At 68.8% G+C, this 16,727-nt stretch carries 16 protein-coding genes; 7 read left to right on the top strand and 9 right to left on the bottom strand.

Going from position 1 to position 16,727, the window contains the following annotated elements; genetic code table 11:
• Positions 1–4: 4 nt before the first annotated feature.
• Both ACI766_RS19225 and ACI766_RS19220 read right to left on the bottom strand, forming a co-directional pair.
• A complete protein-coding gene (locus ACI766_RS19225) occupies positions 5–412 on the bottom strand; it encodes an ester cyclase (RefSeq protein WP_003112418.1) in 408 nt (135 codons plus the stop codon).
• 77 nt (positions 413–489) lie between these two features.
• Positions 490–1,155, bottom strand: coding sequence for an O-methyltransferase (locus tag ACI766_RS19220; protein ID WP_003082920.1), 666 nt, complete (start codon positions 1,153–1,155; stop codon positions 490–492).
• A gap of 92 nt (positions 1,156–1,247) precedes the next feature.
• Between ACI766_RS19220 and ACI766_RS19215 the strand changes: the two genes are divergently transcribed.
• On the top strand, positions 1,248–1,880 hold the full coding sequence (locus ACI766_RS19215) for a TetR family transcriptional regulator (protein WP_003112419.1): 633 nt from the start codon (positions 1,248–1,250) through the stop codon (positions 1,878–1,880).
• 130 nt (positions 1,881–2,010) lie between these two features.
• On the opposite strand, the gene ACI766_RS19210 is transcribed toward ACI766_RS19215, so the two are convergent.
• Entirely contained in the window at positions 2,011–2,238 is a 228-nt protein-coding gene (locus ACI766_RS19210; protein ID WP_003082927.1) for a hypothetical protein, read from the bottom strand.
• 533 nt (positions 2,239–2,771) lie between these two features.
• Here ACI766_RS19210 and ACI766_RS19205 point away from each other — a divergent pair.
• Positions 2,772–4,364, top strand: coding sequence for a UvrD-helicase domain-containing protein (locus tag ACI766_RS19205; protein ID WP_010895565.1), 1,593 nt, complete (start codon positions 2,772–2,774; stop codon positions 4,362–4,364).
• Positions 4,365–4,383: 19 nt separating this feature from the next.
• Here the strand turns inward: ACI766_RS19205 and ACI766_RS19200 are convergent, their stop codons facing one another.
• The 3 genes from ACI766_RS19200 to ACI766_RS19190 all read right to left on the bottom strand — a co-directional run bounded on the left by ACI766_RS19200 (position 4,384) and on the right by ACI766_RS19190 (position 8,609).
• Positions 4,384–5,142, bottom strand: coding sequence for a nucleotidyltransferase domain-containing protein (locus ACI766_RS19200; RefSeq protein WP_003122959.1), 759 nt, complete (start codon positions 5,140–5,142; stop codon positions 4,384–4,386).
• 35 nt (positions 5,143–5,177) lie between these two features.
• Positions 5,178–6,119 (bottom strand): class I SAM-dependent methyltransferase, encoded by a 942-nt coding sequence (locus tag ACI766_RS19195; RefSeq protein ID WP_023088978.1) that lies wholly within the window; start codon positions 6,117–6,119, stop codon positions 5,178–5,180.
• 66 nt (positions 6,120–6,185) lie between these two features.
• The gene (locus ACI766_RS19190) at positions 6,186–8,609 is read right to left on the bottom strand and encodes a DUF3772 domain-containing protein (protein WP_023127978.1); all 2,424 of its coding nucleotides are present in this window, start codon (positions 8,607–8,609) and stop codon (positions 6,186–6,188) included.
• 209 nt (positions 8,610–8,818) lie between these two features.
• Here ACI766_RS19190 and aphA point away from each other — a divergent pair, with 209 nt between their 5' ends.
• The 3 genes from aphA (at position 8,819) to ACI766_RS19175 (ending at position 12,089) form a co-directional block, all read left to right on the top strand.
• Positions 8,819–9,859 carry an acetylpolyamine amidohydrolase AphA gene (gene aphA / locus ACI766_RS19185; RefSeq protein ID WP_003105417.1) on the top strand — a complete coding sequence of 347 codons (1,041 nt, stop codon included), beginning with the start codon at positions 8,819–8,821 and terminating at the stop codon, positions 9,857–9,859.
• A 10-nt stretch (positions 9,860–9,869) separates the two neighbouring features.
• Positions 9,870–10,961, top strand: coding sequence for an extracellular solute-binding protein (locus tag ACI766_RS19180; protein ID WP_023127979.1), 1,092 nt, complete (start codon positions 9,870–9,872; stop codon positions 10,959–10,961).
• 216 nt (positions 10,962–11,177) lie between these two features.
• Positions 11,178–12,089 carry a DMT family transporter gene (locus ACI766_RS19175; protein WP_003082945.1) on the top strand — a complete coding sequence of 304 codons (912 nt, stop codon included), beginning with the start codon at positions 11,178–11,180 and terminating at the stop codon, positions 12,087–12,089.
• Here ACI766_RS19175 and ACI766_RS19170 read toward each other — a convergent pair.
• Positions 12,049–13,242: an MFS transporter gene (locus tag ACI766_RS19170; RefSeq protein WP_058137306.1), complete on the bottom strand. Its 1,194-nt coding sequence runs from the start codon at positions 13,240–13,242 to the stop codon at positions 12,049–12,051. The two genes, ACI766_RS19175 and ACI766_RS19170, sit on opposite strands and share 41 nt — an antisense overlap.
• Positions 13,243–13,346: 104 nt before the next feature.
• Between ACI766_RS19170 and ptrR the strand changes: the two genes are divergently transcribed.
• Both ptrR and ACI766_RS19160 read left to right on the top strand, forming a co-directional pair.
• Entirely contained in the window at positions 13,347–14,219 is an 873-nt protein-coding gene (gene ptrR / locus ACI766_RS19165; protein WP_003087005.1) for a putrescine utilization regulator PtrR, read from the top strand.
• A gap of 154 nt (positions 14,220–14,373) precedes the next feature.
• Complete coding sequence (locus ACI766_RS19160) at positions 14,374–14,508, top strand: PA1414 family protein (protein WP_003087006.1); 135 nt, start codon at positions 14,374–14,376, stop codon at positions 14,506–14,508.
• A gap of 59 nt (positions 14,509–14,567) precedes the next feature.
• Here ACI766_RS19160 and ACI766_RS19155 read toward each other — a convergent pair whose 3' ends face one another.
• A complete protein-coding gene (locus tag ACI766_RS19155) occupies positions 14,568–15,296 on the bottom strand; it encodes an MBL fold metallo-hydrolase (RefSeq protein WP_023103305.1) in 729 nt (242 codons plus the stop codon).
• 44 nt (positions 15,297–15,340) lie between these two features.
• Positions 15,341–16,723 carry an FAD-binding oxidoreductase gene (locus ACI766_RS19150; protein WP_014603126.1) on the bottom strand — a complete coding sequence of 461 codons (1,383 nt, stop codon included), beginning with the start codon at positions 16,721–16,723 and terminating at the stop codon, positions 15,341–15,343.
• Between the last annotated feature and the right edge of the window lie 4 nt (positions 16,724–16,727).

Here is a 16,727-nt window from a genome sequence, read left to right as displayed (position 1 = left end):
CGCCTCAGGACGACGGCGGCGCCACCTGAACCTGCGCGGCGACCGCCGCCTTGTCGATCACCGACCAGACGCCGGCGATGCGCTCGTCTTCGAATTCGTAGAAGACGTTCTCGGCGAAGCGTACCCGCTGGCCGTTGACCGGGATGCCGAACAGCCGGCCGCTGGGTGTGCAGTCGAAGTGCAGGCGGCAGGCGACGCCCGGCGGATCGACGAGCAGGCGTTCGATCTCGAAGCGCAGGTCGGGGATTGCCAGGAAGTCGCCTTCGAGCATCCGCAGGTAGCCGTCGAGTCCGATCTGCACGTCGTTGTAGCGCACCCGGTCATGGACGAAGTCGCCCAGGCGCGCCCAGTCCTGGCGGTTCAGGCAGTCGATGTAGGCGCGGTAGCGCTCGGCGAGTCGGTCACGGGTCATGCGGGTCTCCTTCGAGCTGTCCGGGCGGCATGAGCCAGACCCTAGCAAACCCGCGAGACGCCGTCAGTCGCTAGGCTTCAGCCCAGGCGCATGGACAGCTCGACATCCTCGGCGAAGGGCGTCGACAGGTAGCCGTTGGCCGGCGAGCGGACATGGGCCAGGTACTCGGGACTATGCTCGGCGTTGTCGGCGATCACCAGCGCGCCGGGGCGCAGGCGGCTTTCCAGCAGGGCGAGGACCTCCGGGTAGAGCGCCTTGGCGCCGTCCAGCAGGACCAGGTCGATGCTGTCCGGCAGGTCCTTGGCGAGGGTTTGCAGGGCGTCGCCCTCGCGCAGTTCCACCAGGTCGAGCAGCCCCCCGGCGGCCAGGTTGCGCCGTGCCCGCTCGGCCTTGGAGGGTTCGAACTCGCTGCCGATCAGGCGGCCACCGCCGTTGTCCCGCAGCGCTGCGGCGAGGTGCAGGGTGGACAGGCCGAAGGACGTGCCGAACTCGACGATGCTGCGCGCCGAGCTGCTGCGCGCCAGCATGTAGAGCAGGCAGCCGGTTTCGCGGGAGACGGGCAGCGCCAGGTCCTTCAGGCGACCGTAGAACTCGCGGTATTCGGTCTTGCTGCCCATGAGGCGCTTCAGTTCGGCCTCCGAGAGGTCGGCGAGGGCGGGACTGTCGCCCGGTGCGCTGGCTTCGGCTTCGGCGAACAGGCGTTGCAGGAGATCGGCGAGCGGGGCGTTGGTGAGGGTATTCATGGATGGCTCCGGGAATGTTTGAGCGCGTAAGTGCGTGGACCTAGAATGCGACGGATTCATCGCATTCCGCCATTCGCATTCCGGAGCCTTCCATGAGCGACAAGCGAAACCCGCGTATTTCCTCGCGCAAGCAGCCGCAGCAGGCCCGTTCCAGTGAGTTGGTGGCGAGCATCCTGGAGGCGGCTGTTCAGGTTCTGGCCAGCGAAGGCGCGCAACGTTTCACCACCGCGCGGGTGGCGGAGCGCGCCGGGGTGAGCATCGGTTCGCTGTACCAGTATTTCCCGAACAAGGCGGCGATCCTCTTCCGCCTGCAAAGCGACGAGTGGCGGCGCACCACGCGTCTGCTCGGCGAGATCCTCGAGGACACCACCCGGCCGCCGCTGGAGCGCTTGCGCCGGCTGGTGCTGGCATTCGTGCGCTCGGAGTGCGAAGAGGCGGCGATACGCGTGGCGCTGAGCGACGCGGCGCCGCTGTATCGCGACGCCGACGAGGCGCGGGAGGTGAAGGCGGAGGGCGCGCGGGTGTTCCAGGCGTTTCTCCGGGAGGCCTTGCCGGAGGTCGCCGAGGCCGAGCGCAGCCTGGCCGGCGACTTGCTCACCACCACCCTCGGCGCGGTCGGCAAGCAGTTCTCCGAACAGCCGCGCAGCGAGGCGGAGATCGAGCGTTACGCTGAGGCCCTGGCCGATATGCTCTGCGCCTATCTCGCCGCCCTTGGCGAGCGCTGAGATGCCGTGTGGCCGGAGCAAAACCGTCGCTTGGCCCAGCGGCCCAGGTACGCGGCTGGCGCGTTCGTAGGCTTGGCGGAGCAGGCGTTTATCGGCGGAAGCGACCGGCGTCTGCCGGTCGCGGGAGGGATCAGGCTTCGGCGATGCCGGTGACGACGATGCCGAAGCGGCGCAGCAGCAGTTCCGCCGGCTCGTCGCTTTCCAGCTTGCCGGTGCTGTAGTGGCCCGGCTTGAGGTTGGCCTCGGCCCATTCCAGCAGGTGCTCGGCGACCTCTTCGGGGCTCGGCTTGTGGGGGAACGGCAGGACTTGGCGCTCGGTGGCTTCGTCCTTGCTGTAGGTGATTGCCCAATCGCTCATGGGTAGGCTCCTTGTTTTCGCTGAGTTGGCAGGCCGGCAGGGCCCGAAGGGTAGACCGGCGCGGTCGCGCAAGGGTTGCCCTGGCGCGATGGGCGGTCCGCGTCCGACTGTCGGCCGAGGGCGGAAAACACTTATGATTCAGCCACATGCTTTGTCTGGACCGGTCCCCGATGCTGTCTGCCGTACGGCGCTACAAGTCGATGCTCTCCAGCGCCCTGGCGCGTTGTTTCCCGCGTACCACCGCCTACCTGCAGGCCGAGCGCGAGGCTCGCGAAGCCTTGTTGCAGCCGGCCAAGGCCCGCTCCAGGAAGAACGCCGCGAAGGCTCCGGCCAAGGCCGCCGGCAAGCCTGCGAAGGGCGCCGTTCGGGGGACCCCACGCAAGCCCGCTGCCGCCTCGCAGGGCGCGCCGCAGGGAATCTATCCGGCTGCCGCACTGAAGGTCGACGAATCCCAGGAGCGCGCCATGCGCGAGCAGGTGGCGCAGGCCGTGACGCTCGGTGTGGTCCGCCCGCCGTCCGAGGAACAGTGGGCGATGATCCTCTGCCGCCAGCCGCTGGCGCGGATCTTTGCCGGTGCCGGCTCGGGCAAGTCGACCACCCTGGTCCTGCGGGTGGTGTTCATGCTCTGCCACCTGGGCGTCGAGCCGCAGCGGCTGACAGTGATTTCCTTCACCAACGCCTCCTGTGCGCAGTTGCGTGAACAATTGCTGCGGCTGCTCGCGCACTGGCAGTACCCGTTCGACGCGGCCCAGGCGCGGCAGTGCGTGCGCACTTTCCATTCGGCGCTCGGCAGCCTGGCCCGCGAGGTGCTCGGCAATCCGCGCTGGTTCGAACAACTGGACGACCGCGACCCCGCCGCCGAGCCGGACAACCCCCTTGCCGCCGGACGCCTGCGTCCGGCCCAGCAGCGCCTGCTGAAGCAGGCCTACCAGCAGTGCTACGCGGAAAGCCCGGCGTTCCGCGCCAAGACCCACAAGCTGCTGGAACTGCCGCCGCCGGCGGAGCCGGAAGAGGGCGCGCGGCGGCAGCCGAAGGCGCCGCTGGAGCCGTTCAAGCTGGCCGGCGAGTTCCAGGCGCTGCCGCTGTACGAAGCCTTCCATGCCCAGGCCGGGTTCGCCGAGAGCCTGGGCCTGCGCGTCGAACGCCTGGACAGCGGCAAGCTGGAATGCGGGTTGCGCGAGAAGATCTTCGTCGAAGCCATGGCACTGTTCTGGGCGAGGTTCCAGGCGCTGTTGCGCGAGGAGGGCCTGATGACCTTCGACGCCGCGTTCCAGCAGCTCGGCGAGCGGATGGCCGGCGGGGCCCTGGCGGAAACGGCGCTGGCGCCGTTCACCCATCTGCTGATCGACGAGTTCCAGGATGTCTCGCCGCAGATCGTCCTCTGGCTACAGGCGTTGCACCGTCGCCTGGCGACCCAGGGCACCGCGCCGAGCCTGATGGCCATCGGCGACGACTGGCAGTCGATCTACGGCTGGCGCGGCAGTTCGCCGGAGCTGTTCATCGACTTCGACCGGCACTTCCCCTCGCGTGGGCGGGGACGCAAGAGCGCGCTGCTGGTGCTGGAAACCAACTACCGCTCCGTCGAACCGATCATTCGCGACGGCGAGAAGGTGCTGGCCGGGGTGCGTTTCAAGCAGGACAAGACCTGCCGCGCGTTCCGCCCGATCCAGCCGGGCGACCATGGCGTGAAGCTGGTGCAGCGTTTCGACCTGCGTGCGCAACTGCCGAAGCTACTGGCGGAAATCCGCGCCCAGTGCGAGCACGCCGCCGCTCGCGAGAGCAGCGAGCGCACCGCGGTGCTGTTGCTGAGCCGGCGCAACGAGCCGTTGCAGGCGATCCAGGCGGAGTTGGATCGCGCGCTGCCGGTGAAGGGCATGACCATCCATCGCGCCAAGGGCCTCCAGGCCGAAGTGGCGATCGTCGTCGACGACTGCCTGCCGGGCGAGAAGCATCCGTTGCGCAACGCGCTGTACGCGGCATCGGGTTTCTTCCGCAACAGCTACGACCAGGCCATGGAGGACGAAAGCCTGCGCCTGGCCTACGTGGCGATCACCCGTGGCGTCAGCCGGGTGCTCTGGTACACGCGCAAGGCCCAGGGCGCCACGGCCCTGTTGGCCCGACGCTGAGGACGACCGTCTCGGCGGGCTACGCCTGGCGCTGCATCCAGGCGCTGAATGCGCGCAGGCGCTCGATGAACACCGCCGGGTCGGTGACCTGGTCGTCCAGCACGGCCTTGAAATATTCCAGGGCCGGCGCCTGTCCGGGGTGCCGCGCGCGAAACAGCGCCAGGTAATGCTCCAGGGTCTCCGGCCAGACGCTCTCCGTCTCCCCGCGAAGGATGTCGCTGGAGCGGATCAGCTTCTTCGCCGCTTCTCGTTGCAGGCGGCGGCGCTCCTCCTCCGAGGACGCGCTTTCCAGGCGTCGCGCATAGTCTTCCAGCACCTGCGCATAGTCGCCGTTGAGGGCCAGGGCGATGGCTTTCGCCGGACGCAAGGGCGGCAGGTCGCTGGCCAGGTCTTCGCCCCACAGGCAGCGGCAGCGGTGCTTGAGCCAATAGCCCCAGCTATCGCGGTTGGCCGGATCGCGGGCCTGGTCCAGGTGGCCGATATCGAAATCGATCTTGCTGACTTCCGGGTGGCGCGCCTGCAATGCCAGGCGCGCGGTTTCCAGTTGCGCGGCCAGTTCGGGGCTGGGCGGGTCGCGCAGGACCAGGGTCAGGTCGAGGTCGGAGCGCCCCGTGATGGCCTCGCCGCGGGCGACGCTGCCGTACAGGTAGACGCTGTGCACGGCCCGCTCGAACGGAGGCCGGGCCAGGGTTCGGCGCAGGTCGTCGAGCAGGGGGCGAAAGGCCGCCTGCGGTTCGACGCGTGGCGGCAGGGGGATGAAGCCATCGGGCATGTCCATGCCGACAGCCTAGCGACACGCCGCCCGCGCGTCGATCAGCCTGCGTTGCGGAACAGCAGCGCCTTGAGGCCCGCCGCGGGGTCGACATCGGGGAACTCCGGCGGATTCTCCAGGCGTTCGACGAAGTGCAGCGACGGCGCCTCGCGGGCGGTTTCCTCGAGGAGGAAGTCGGGGCCGATGGCCGGGTCATTGATACAGGCCAGCAGGGTGCCGCCGGGCACCAGCAGTTCCGGCAGGCGGCGGAGGATCCTGCGGTAGTCCTGGGTCAGGACGAAGCTGCCTTTCTGGAAGCTCGGCGGATCGACGATCACCAGGTCGTACGGGCCGAGCTTGCGCAGCTTGCCCCAGGACTTGAACAGTTCGTGGCCGAGGAAGCTCACCCGGCCGAGGTCGTGGCCGTTCAGGCGGTGATTGTCGCGGCCGCGGTTGAGCGGGCCGCGGGCCATGTCCAGGTTGACCACCTGGCTGGCGCCGCCGGCAATGGCCGCCACCGAGAAGCCGCAGGTGTAGGCGAACAGGTTGAGCACGCGGCGGCCGGCGGCCTGCTCCTGCACCCAGCGGCGGCCCAGGCGCATGTCGAGGAACAGCCCGGTGTTCTGGTTGCGCCCCAGGTCGAGGCGGAAGCGCAGTCCGTTTTCCACGATGTCCCAGGTTTCCAGCGGCTCGCCCGAAAGCCATTCGCAGGCGCTGTCTGGGCGGTAGCGGTGCTGCAGGACCAGGTGCCGGCCCTGGCTCGCAGCCCAGGCCGGGGCCGTGGTCAGTTGCTCCAGGGTCCGGCGCAAGGCCTGCAGTTCCTCCGGCTGCGGCTCCTTGAACAGAGTCACCAGCAGGACGCCCTGCAGCCAGTCCGCGGTCAATTGTTCCAGGCCCGGCCAGCAGCGGCCGCGACCATGGAACAGACGGCGGGTCTCCGCCGGCGCCGGGGACAGCGCGGCGAGAAGGTGCTGGAGGAGGGTATCGAGGGCTTCGCGATTCATGGCGGTTCGGCGTTGAAAAAGGGGCGGATTCTACCCGTTGCGTGACGGCCAGTCCGCCCCTTCGCTTCAATCGGGCGTCGCGGGCGCAGGCGCGGCGTTGGCCGGGCCGCCATCCTGGATCATCAGCAGGCTCTGCGGCGAGGACAGCGCGATGCCTTCGCTGCGCAAGCGGTCGAGGATGGTGAAGAGCAGGTCGCTGCGCGCGCCGGCCACCGAACGCGGGCTGTTGACGAAGCCGCTGGCGTTGAGCACCAGGCCGTTGCTGGCGAGATCCTTGAACGTCACCGAGGGCGCCGGTGCGTCGAGGATCGCCGGGTGTTCGGCGAAGGCCTGCAGGAGCAGTTCGCGGACCTTCATCGCGTCGGTGTCCAGCGGCAGGGTCAGGTTCACCCCGACCACCCCGAGGGCATTGCCCATGGTCACGTTGCGCACGGTCTGGGAGATGAACTGCGAGTTCGGCACGATCACCGTGGAGCGGTCGCCCATCTGGATCTCGGTGGCGCGCACGTTGATCCGCCGGATATCGCCCTCCACCCCGCCCAGGCTGACCCAGTCGCCGACCTTCACCGGCCGCTCGGTCAGCAGGATCAGGCCGGAAATGAAGTTCTGCACGATGGCCTGCAGGCCGAAGCCGATGCCTACCGAGAGGGCGCTGACCACCCAGGTCAGGCTGGTCAGGTTGATGCGCAGGGTGGACATCACCAGCATCGCCAGGAGCACGAAGCCGAGGTAGCCGACCAGGGTCACCAGCGAGGCGCGCATGCCGGCGTCCATGTTGGTTTCCGGCAGCAACCGCTCGCTCAGCCAGCGCTTGACGATGCGCAGGGCGAACAGGCCGCCGACGAACAGCAGCAGGGCGACCAGGATGTCCTGCGGGACGATGTTCAGGTTGCCCAGGGTCTTGCTGCTTTCGCCCAGTTGGGCGAAGCCCTGCAGCAGTTCGCTGGGGCTCGAGCCGACCGGAAGGAAGGCCAGCAGCAGCGCGGTGAGCAGCAGCAGGGTGCGGCCGACCCCGGCCAGCACCGTGCTGGCCTGGGCCTGGTGGCGCGGCGACAGGCCGAGCGCATTGGCCAGCGCCAGGCCGCTGGGATGCTTGGGCGAGAGCAGGGTTTCGCAGATGTCGCCGAAGAAAGCGATCAGCAGGTAGGTGGTGGCCGCGATCACGCTGATCCACAGCAGCTTGCCGGTGAGGAAGTAGGCCAGCGAGAGGTAGCCGGTGAACAGGGCGAGGAGGATCGCCGCGATCCATACCGAGGCGACGAAGGGGATCAGCCCGGCGATCCCGCCTGGCCGCTCCAGGTCGTGCTTGCGCCGCACATGGTGGTAGCGCAGCAGGGCGGCGGCGAAGATCAGCGCGGTGACCAGCGCGGTCAGGCCGTTGAGGGCGACGGTCAGGGCCAGGCTGGTGCCGGTGACGCTGTTGATCCGTTCCTCGGTGGCCACCAGCATCAGCGCCACCGCGAGGATCGCCGGGAACGGGCCGAGGGCGCTGGCGATCCTGTCCGGGATCGCCGGCAGCCGCCAGGATGGTCGCGGCAGCATCAGCAGGGCGCGGCCGAGGCCGGCGATGAAGGCGCAGAAGGTCGCCAGGCTCACCAGTTGATCGGTCAGGCTGGCCATGTCGGGGCTCAGGCTGGCGTTGCTTTCCAGGCCCCAGCGCATCAGCGACACCGCGCCGACGATGGTCAGGATGGTCGCCAGCCCGACCGCCAGGGCCAGGGCGCTGCGCCGCAGGCGGCCTTCCGGCAGCCAGCGGATCATCGCCCAGGTAAGCATGCGCTCCAGCAGGCGGCGGCCGAAGCTCCAGACCAGCACGGTGGCCAGCAGGGTTCCGGCGAAGGCCCAGCGGTGTCCGGGCGCGATGGCGCTGTCGAAGGCGACCAGGGCCTCCGCCTTCAGCTTGTCCAGCCGGCGCAGGTCGTCGTCGGTGGGACGGATCAGGGTCGACCAGAAGCTCGGGCTGAACGGTGTCGCCGCGCGGCTGCTGATCTGCGAGTTGAACAGGCTGCGGCGCAGGTTGACGATCTGTGCCGCCAGGTCGCGGGACGACTGGCCGAGCTGGGTGGCCTGGCGTTCGTCATCGAGCAGGGCGTTCTTCTGCCGGGTCAGGGCCTGGCGCTGGGCGGCGAGGCTTTCCGCCTCGTCGGGCTGCGGCGGGCCGATCACTTTCAACTGATCGTCGAGCCGCTCGATGTCGGCCACCCGCAGCGCGAGCAGGGCGTCGGCCTGGCGCTGGACTTGCAGCGCGCTCTGGCGCAACTCGGCGAGGAGGTCGTCGCTGGCGTCGGCGGTGACGCGCTGGCGGATCAGGTCGAGTTGCGCGTTGAGCTGGTCGAGGCTGGCGTCCTCGGCCAGGGCGGCCGGCGCTTCCAGGTCGACGGCCGCCTGCGGAGTCGGCCTGGCGGCCCAGGCCTCGCTGCCCAGGCTCAGGAGCAGGCCCAGGGCCATGGCGAACTGGCAGAGCAACATATGCAGGCTGGCGCGCCTCATCGAATCCCCCTTTCGATCCTGACTGGCTCAAGCAGTATGGACCGGCGCGGGCACCGAGTAATTCCCCGCGTCGATAATCGCCATGCGGCGCTAAAGGGACATGGATTCTGGCCATATCGATCCCTTTTTGGCCGCCGCCGCCGTTTTGCCGCGACCGCGCGCTGGGCAGAATCCCTCCACCAAGAACAAGAAACCTGCGAGGTCTCTCCATGCTGAGCGTCTACAGCGACGATCATCGTCTGCACTTCGGCCAGTCGGAACTGGTCGACGGCAAGCTGCAACCCTGTTTCGAAATGCCCAGCCGGGCCGACACCGTGCTGGCCCGGGTGAAGTCGCAGAACCTTGGCGAGGTGATCGCGCCGAAGGATTTCGGCCGCGAGCCGCTGCTGCGCATCCACGACGCCGCCTACCTGGACTTCCTCCAGGGCGCCTGGGCCCGCTGGACCGCCGAAGGCCACAGCGGCGACCTGGTGTCCACCACCTTCCCCGGCCGCCGCCTGCGCCGCGACGGGCCGATCCCCACGGCGCTGATGGGCGAGCTGGGCTACTACAGCTTCGACACCGAGGCGCCGATCACCGCCGGCACCTGGCAGGCCATCTACAGCTCCGCCCAGGTCGCGCTGACCGCCCAGGAGCATATGCGCCAGGGCGCCCGCAGCGCCTTCGCCCTCTGCCGTCCGCCGGGCCATCACGCCGGTGGCGACTTCATGGGCGGCTACTGCTTCCTCAACAATGCCGCCATCGCCACCCAGGCGTTCCTCGACCAGGGTGCCCGGCGCGTGGCGATCCTCGATGTCGACTATCACCATGGCAACGGCACCCAGGATATCTTCTACCGCCGCGACGATGTGCTGTTCGCCTCGATCCATGGCGATCCGCGGGTCGAATACCCGTACTTCCTCGGCTACGCAGACGAGCGCGGCGAAGGCGCCGGCGAGGGCTGCAACCACAACTATCCGCTGGCCCATGGCAGCGGCTGGGACCTCTGGTCGGCGGCGCTCGACGACGCCTGCGTGCGGATCGCCGGCTACGCCCCGGATGCCCTGGTGATTTCCCTTGGCGTGGACACCTACAAGGAAGACCCGATCTCCCAGTTCAGGCTGGATTCGCCGGACTACCTGCGGATGGGCGAGCGCATCGCCCGGCTGGGCCTGCCGACCCTGTTCATCATGGAAGGCGGCTATGCGGTGGAAGCCATCGGCATCAACGCGGTCAACGTGCTGCAGGGCTACGAAGGCGCGGCCCGCTGAGGAGCGAAGCATGCAATCGACTCGCAAGCTGCTGGCCGGCCTCGCGCTGGCCGTTTCCGCCGGGCTGGTTCAGGCCGCGCCGAAAGTACGGATCTACAACTGGTTCGACTACATCGCCCCGGACACCTTGAAGAACTTCCAGGCGCAGACCGGCATCGCGCCGAAGTACGACGTCTACGACAGCAACGAGGTGCTCGAGGCCAAGCTGCTGTCCGGGCATTCCGGCTACGACCTGGTGGTGCCCAGCGACAGCTTCCTGCCTAACTACCTGAAGGCCGAGGTGTTCCAGCCGCTGGACAAGAGCAAGCTGCCGAACTGGAAGAACCTCAACCCGGCCCTGCTCAAGGTGCTCGCCGGCAAGGACCCCGGCAACCGCTACGTGATGCCCTACATGTGGGGCACCAACGGCATCGCCTACAACCTCGACAAGGTCCGCGCGGTGCTCGGCGACGATGCGCCGCTGGACTCCTGGGACCTGGTGTTCAAGCCGGAGAACCTGGCGAAGCTGCAACAGTGCGGCGTGGCCTTCCTCGACTCGCCCACCGAGGTGATCCCCGAGGTGCTGCACTATCTCGGCCTGTCGCCCAACAGCCACCAACCGGAAGACTACCGCCGAGCCGAGGAGCACCTGGCGAAGCTGCGCCCGTACATCACCTACTTCAGTTCCTCGAAGTTCGTCAGCGACCTGGCCAACGGCAACGTCTGCGTGGCCATCGCCTGGTCCGGCGGAGCGATGCAGGCGGCCAACCGGGCCAGGGAAGCGAAGAACGGCATACGCATCGAGTACCGCATCCCGAAGGAGGGCGCCGCGGCCTGGTTCGACGTGCTGGCGATCCCGCGCGACGCGAAGAACGTCGAGCAGGCGCACGCCTTCCTCGACTATCTGCTGCGCCCGGAGGTGGTGGCGCCGATCTCCGACTACGTGGCCTACGCCAACCCGAACAAGGCGGCGGACGGCTTGATCTCGGCGGAGTTGCGCGACAACCCGAACGTCTACCCGCCGGAAGAAGTGCAGGCCAGGCTGTATTCGGTGGAGATGCTGCCGCCGAAGCTGGAGCGACTGCGCACGCGGACCTGGAGCAAGATCAAGACCGGCAAATGAGCGGCCGCGGCCAGATGGCGGGTTCGCAGGACGCATAGCGCCACAGGCGCTATGCGTCACGCCCCGCAGGCCAGGCGAGCGGGCCGGAACCGCCGCCCACGGCCCGCTGGAGGTCGCTTCCAGGCTTCGACCGGGCGCGCCGGCTTGTCCATAATGGCGCTGCCCGACGGTCGCCGCTGGCGGCCGCTTCCTTCCATGCCTGCCTGTGAGTCCGCCATGCGTAAGTCCGCCGATGCCTTCGCCTTCCAGACGATGCTGTTGCTCTGCGTGATCTGGGGCATCCAGCAGGTGACCATCAAGTGGGCGGCGACGGACATCGCGCCGGTGATGCAGGCTGCCATCCGTTCCGGCATCGCCGCCGCCCTGGTCGGCCTGCTGATGTGCTGGCGCGGCGGCTGGGAGGGCTTGCGCCAGGGCACCCTGGGCGCCGGCCTGCTGACCGGCACGCTGTTCGCCCTGGAGTTCCTGTTCATCGCCCTCGGCCTGCAATACACCACGGCTTCGCACATGTCGGTGTTCCTCTATACCGCGCCGATCTTCTCTGCCCTCGGGCTGCACTTCCTGCTTCCCAGCGAACGCCTGCGGCCCTTGCAGTGGCTGGGCGTGGCGGTGTGCTTCGGCGGCATAGCGGTGGCCTTCGGCGGAGGCCTGTCGTGGGCGGAAATGGATGGGCGGATGCTGCTCGGCGACGCTTTCGGCCTGCTCGCCGGGATGTCCTGGGGCGCGACCACGGTGGCAGTGCGCGGCACCCGGCTGTCCGAGGCACCGCCAAGCCTGACGCTGTTCTACCAATTGTTCGTGGCATGCGCCGGGTTATTGCTGATCGCTCTTTTCAGCGGCCAGTTCGGCGAGGTCCGCTGGACCCCGGTGAGCACCGCCAGCGTGCTGTTCCAGGGCGTGGTGGTGTCGTTCGCCAGCTACTTCTGCTGGTTCTGGCTACTGCGTCGCTACCTGGCGAACAACCTGGCGATCTTCTCCTTCATGACCCCCCTGTTCGGCGTCACCTTCGGTGTATTGCTGCTGGGCGAGCCGCTCAGCCTGAACTTCGTCGCCGGCGCGGCGCTGGTCCTCGCCGGCATCACCCTGGTCAGCGGCGAGCAGTGGCTGCGACGCCTGCTGCGACGCTGAGCGAGTGCGGCCGGCGCAACAGCAGGCCGGCGAAGACCAGGCCCAGCCCGGCGAGCGCCAGCGCCGGTTGCAGGCCGCCGGCGAAATGCGTGCTGAGCGCCGCCAGCAGCGGGCCGAGCAACTGGCCGAGGGCGAAACCGGTGGTCAGTTGGCCGGCGTTGCGCTGCGGCGTATGCGGCGCCAGTTCGCGGGCGTATTGCATCACCAGTTGCATGCCGGCGAGGAACGGCAGGCCGGTCAGCACTACCCCCAGGGCCAGCCCGCCGATCCCTGGCAGCAGGCAGGCGAGCACGCCGAGGGCCTGTAGCCAGAGCGCGCCGACCAGCCAGCGGCGGGTCCCGTCCGGGCGCTGCCGGCGCAGGCTGATCAGCACCACCCCGGTAGCCGAGGCCAGGCCGAAGCAGGGCCAGAACAGATCGGCCTGCCATTGCCCGTGGAAACGCGCCGCGGCCATCTGCGAGAGAAAGGTGGCCGGGATGATGTAGCCGAGGCCGACCAGTCCGTAGGCCCAGGTCAGGCGGACGAGGCCGGCGTTCTCGCCTGCCGTGGCAGGCGCGTCGTGGCCGGCGCTGCGTGCGGCCGGGCGCGGCAGCAGCGGCAGGAGCATGAGGACCAGGACCAGCGCGAGGTCGGCGAAGAGCTTCCAGATGAACACCGAGTCCTGGCCCAGGGCGTTGCCCAATGCCGCCAGCAGGCCGGTGACCATCACCCCGATGCCGGGGCCGGCGAACACCAGCGCGCCCAGCCGGGCCCGGCCGCTTTCCGCGGCGAGGCGCTGGCTGAGGGCGGTGACCATGATCAGGACCCAGGCGCTGGCCACGCCAAGACCGAAGCGCAGCAGCGCGTGCGGCCAGAAGCCCTCGGCCCAGACCGAGGCCAGGGTCAGGCCGAAGCAGGCCCATAGCCCGACCAGCAGGCGCAAGCGTGCCTGCCGCGCTTCGCGGGCGAACAGCGCGTCCAGCGCGCCGACCAAGTAGCCGAGGTAGTTGGCGGCGGCCAGCAGACCGGCGCCGGTCAGGTCGAGCTGGCCTTCGCGGATCAGGTGCGGCAGTTGCGGGGTCAGGGAGAAGCGCCCGACCCCCATGGCGACCACCAGCGCCAGCAGGCAGGCGAGCAGGCCGACCAGCGGCGAACGAAGAAAATCACGGGACATGAGCGGATTCCTGCCGGGGGATGAATGGCAGCAGGTTAGGCCTTGCGGCGATTCTGTAAAAATGAATAATCGTGAATTACTTGTTCTGTTTTGGAGAATTGATCGTGGAGTTCGGCCAGTTGAGGATCTTCCAGGCGGTCGCCGAGGAGGGCTCCATCGCCCGCGCCGCCGAGCGCCTGCACCGGGTGCCGTCGAACCTGTCGACGCGCCTGCGGCAACTGGAGGAACAGCTTGGCGTCGACCTGTTCCTCCGCGAACGCCAGCGCCTGCAACTGTCGCCGGCCGGCAAGGTCCTGCTGGACTACGCCGCGCGGCTGTTCGCCCTGCAGGAGGAGGCGCGCGCGGCGGTGCAGGGGGGCGAACCGGTGGGCGATTTCGCCCTCGGCTCGATGTACAGCACCGCGGCGATCCATCTGCCGCCGCGCCTGGCGGAATACCACCGGCGCTATCCGGCGGTGAACCTGCAATTGCAGACCGCGCCCAGCGGCGAGCTGGTCGAGTCGCTGCTGGGCGGGCGCCTGGATGCCGTGCTGGTGGACGGCCCGCTGGACTTCGACGGCCTGGAGGGCCTGCCGATGTTCGAGGAGCGCATGGTGCTGGTCACCGAGAATGGCCACCCGCCGGTGCGCGGTCCCGAGGACGTGGCCGGCAGCGCGGTGATCGCCTTCCGCCCGCGCTGCTCCTATCGCCTGCTGCTGGAGTCCTGGTTCGCCAGCGCGCGGGTGAGCATGGGCCGGGTGATGGAGATCGAGTCCTACCACAGCATGCTGGCCTGCGTGGTGGCCGGCGGCGGGGTGGCGCTGATGCCGGTGTCGATGCTGCAAAGCCTGCCGGGGCGGGAGTCGGTGGCGGTGCATGCGCTGGCCGAACCGTTCGCCCGGGCGAGTACCTGGCTGGTCTGGCGCAAGGGCATGGTCGGCGCCAACCTGAAGGCCTGGATCGGTCTCCTGCAAGGGCGGGAATCGGCGTTGGCTTGATTCAGGTCAGGGTCCGGGGCCGGTTTCCCGCAGTAAAGTTGTTTCCAAGGACGGAGTGGAACGTGCGGAGAGTGGGACGCCGGTCTACTCTTTCCTAGGGCGACCTGACTTGTCAGGTCGCCCGATTCTCCTTCCCTTGGACAAGGGGCCTGTCATGAAACTCTGGCTGCAAAACCTGGCGTGGCAACTCGGTGTCGCCCTTGGCCTGATCGAGCCCCCGCGCATGCAACCCATCCCGGTGGAAAACGACGAGCAACGCCGGCGCCTCGCCGCGCGGCAACGTCGCTGAGCCGGTTCCCCGACGCTCTGGCCTCCGCCTGCGGCGCTGGCCAGAGTCCCGGTTTTGGCCTATCGATCGTGGTTTCTGAACCAGGCGACGATCATTTCCCGCAAACGCTCCCCGGAAAAGCTCGCGAAATGCCCACCATGCACGGTGCGCACCGGTAGCTCGAGCAGGCGCGCGAGGCTGGCGGCATAGTCGTCGAGGTTGGAATGATAGGCGTCCTCGACCAGCGGACCGTCGTAGACGATGTCGCCAGAAAACAGCGTCTGTGTCGCCGCTTCCCACAGGCTGATGCCGCCCGGCGAGTGCCCGGGCGTGTGCAGAACCTGCAGCACGCGGTCGCCGAGATCGAGCACGTCGCCTTCGTCGATCAGGCGGGTCGCCGGCGCCGCCCGCACCCGGTACTCGGCATAGCACAGCGGGCACTCCGGATGCGCCTCGAACATCTCGTCGCCGACATAGGCGCGCGCCAGGGTGTTGTCGCCGTCCGGCGCGGCGAGGATCTCCGCCTCGGCCGGATGCGCCAGGCGCTCGGCGAATTCGTGGTGGCCGGCGATATGGTCGAAGTGGGTGTGGCTGGCCACCGCCAGCAGCGGTCGTTCGGTTAGCCAGGGCAGTTGCTCGCGCAGGCTGACCAGACCGGAGCCGCTGTCCACCAGCACGTCGCGCTCGCGGCCCTGGACATGCCACATGTTGCAGCGATAGAAGGGGCGCACGTAGGGCTCGTGGATCAGGCTGATACCGTTGTAGAAGTGCCGGGTTTCGAACCAGCGGTCGCGGCTGACGATTCTCATCGCGGTCTCTGTCGGTGGAAAGGCTATCCCAGAAGGATAGGCGTTCAGGGTATGACCTTGCCCGGGTTGAACAGCCCGCTGGGGTCGAGCAGTTCCTTGATCTGCGCCATCAGCGCGAGCTTCAGCGGATCGGCGTAGCGTCCCAGGGCTTCCTTCTTCTCCAGGCCGATGCCGTGCTCGGCGGAGATCACGCCAGCGCATTCGCCCAACTCGCCGTAGAGGATTTCCTCCACCGCCTGGTGCAGCGGCAGCAGCGGGACGTCGGCGGCGAGCATGACGTGCAGGTTGCCGTCGAGGAAATGGCCGAAGAGGAAGACCTGCATGCCCTTCACCAGGTCGTCCAGGCGCCGCCGGATGCGCTTGACGTAGCCGGCCAGGGCCGGCACCGGCAGCGATACGTCGAAGGACAGGCTGTCGACGCCGGCGTGGATGGCCGCGTCGGAGTCTTCGCGCAGGCGCCAGATGGCCAGGCGCTGGGTTTCGTTGGCGGCGAGCAGGGCGTCCTCCACCAGCCCGTCCTCGAAGCAGTCTTCCAGCAGGGCGGTGAGCGCCTCGCCGGCATCCAGGTGGCGGTCCTCGGCCAGCTCCACCAGCAGGTAGAGAGGGCAGGGCGCCAGGCTCGGCGCGCTGTCGCCCATGGGGGCGGCGGTGCATTGCAGGTAGTCGTGCCAGAGGATCTCGCAGGCGAACAGGCGTTCGGCGTGCTCGCGGCGCAGGCGCGCGGCGATGGTGATCGCCGCGTCGACGTCGGGCAGGCCGAGCAGGGCGGTGGCGCCGGGACGCTGCAACGGCTCCAGGCGCAGTACCGCACGGGTGACGATGCCGAGGGTGCCTTCGGCGCCGACGAACAACTGCTTGAGGTCGTAGCCGGTGGTGTTCTTCAGCAGCCCGCGCAGGTCGCTGTAGACGCTGCCGTCGGCGAGTACCGCTTCCAGGCCGAGCACGCGCTGGCGCATGGTGCCGAAGCGGAAGGCGCGGATGCCGCCGGCGTTGGTCGCGACCAGCCCGCCGATGCTGGCGCTGCCGCGCGCGGCGAGATCGATGCCGGGGTCGAGTCCGGCATCGGCGGCCAGCGCCTGGGCCTGTTCGAGGGTGACGCCGGCGTCGAGGTCGAGGGTCTGGCTGGCCGCATCCAGCCGATGTATGCGGTTCAGCCTGCGCAGCGAGAGCAGCACGTCGCCGGCTTGCGCGGCGCCGCCGCCGACCAGGCCGGTGAGTCCGCCCTGGGGTACCAGGGCGCGTCCTGCCTGGCGGCACAGACGCACCACGGCGGCGACCTGGTCGGTGCTTTCCGGCAGGACCAGGAAGCTTCCGGCGAGGTTCTGCGGATGGTAGCCGGGGTCCTGCCCGGCGAGCGCGGCACTGTCGCGCACGCCACGGGCGCCGAGGATCTCGCAGAGGGAGCGGTAGAGTTCGGAATCGTCCATGGCG

The organism is Pseudomonas sp. DL (assembly GCF_047199225.1).
GTDB lineage: Bacteria > Pseudomonadota > Gammaproteobacteria > Pseudomonadales > Pseudomonadaceae > Pseudomonas > Pseudomonas aeruginosa.
Note: the sequence above shows the minus strand (reverse complement) of the source record. Positions and strands in the feature narration are given on the sequence as shown.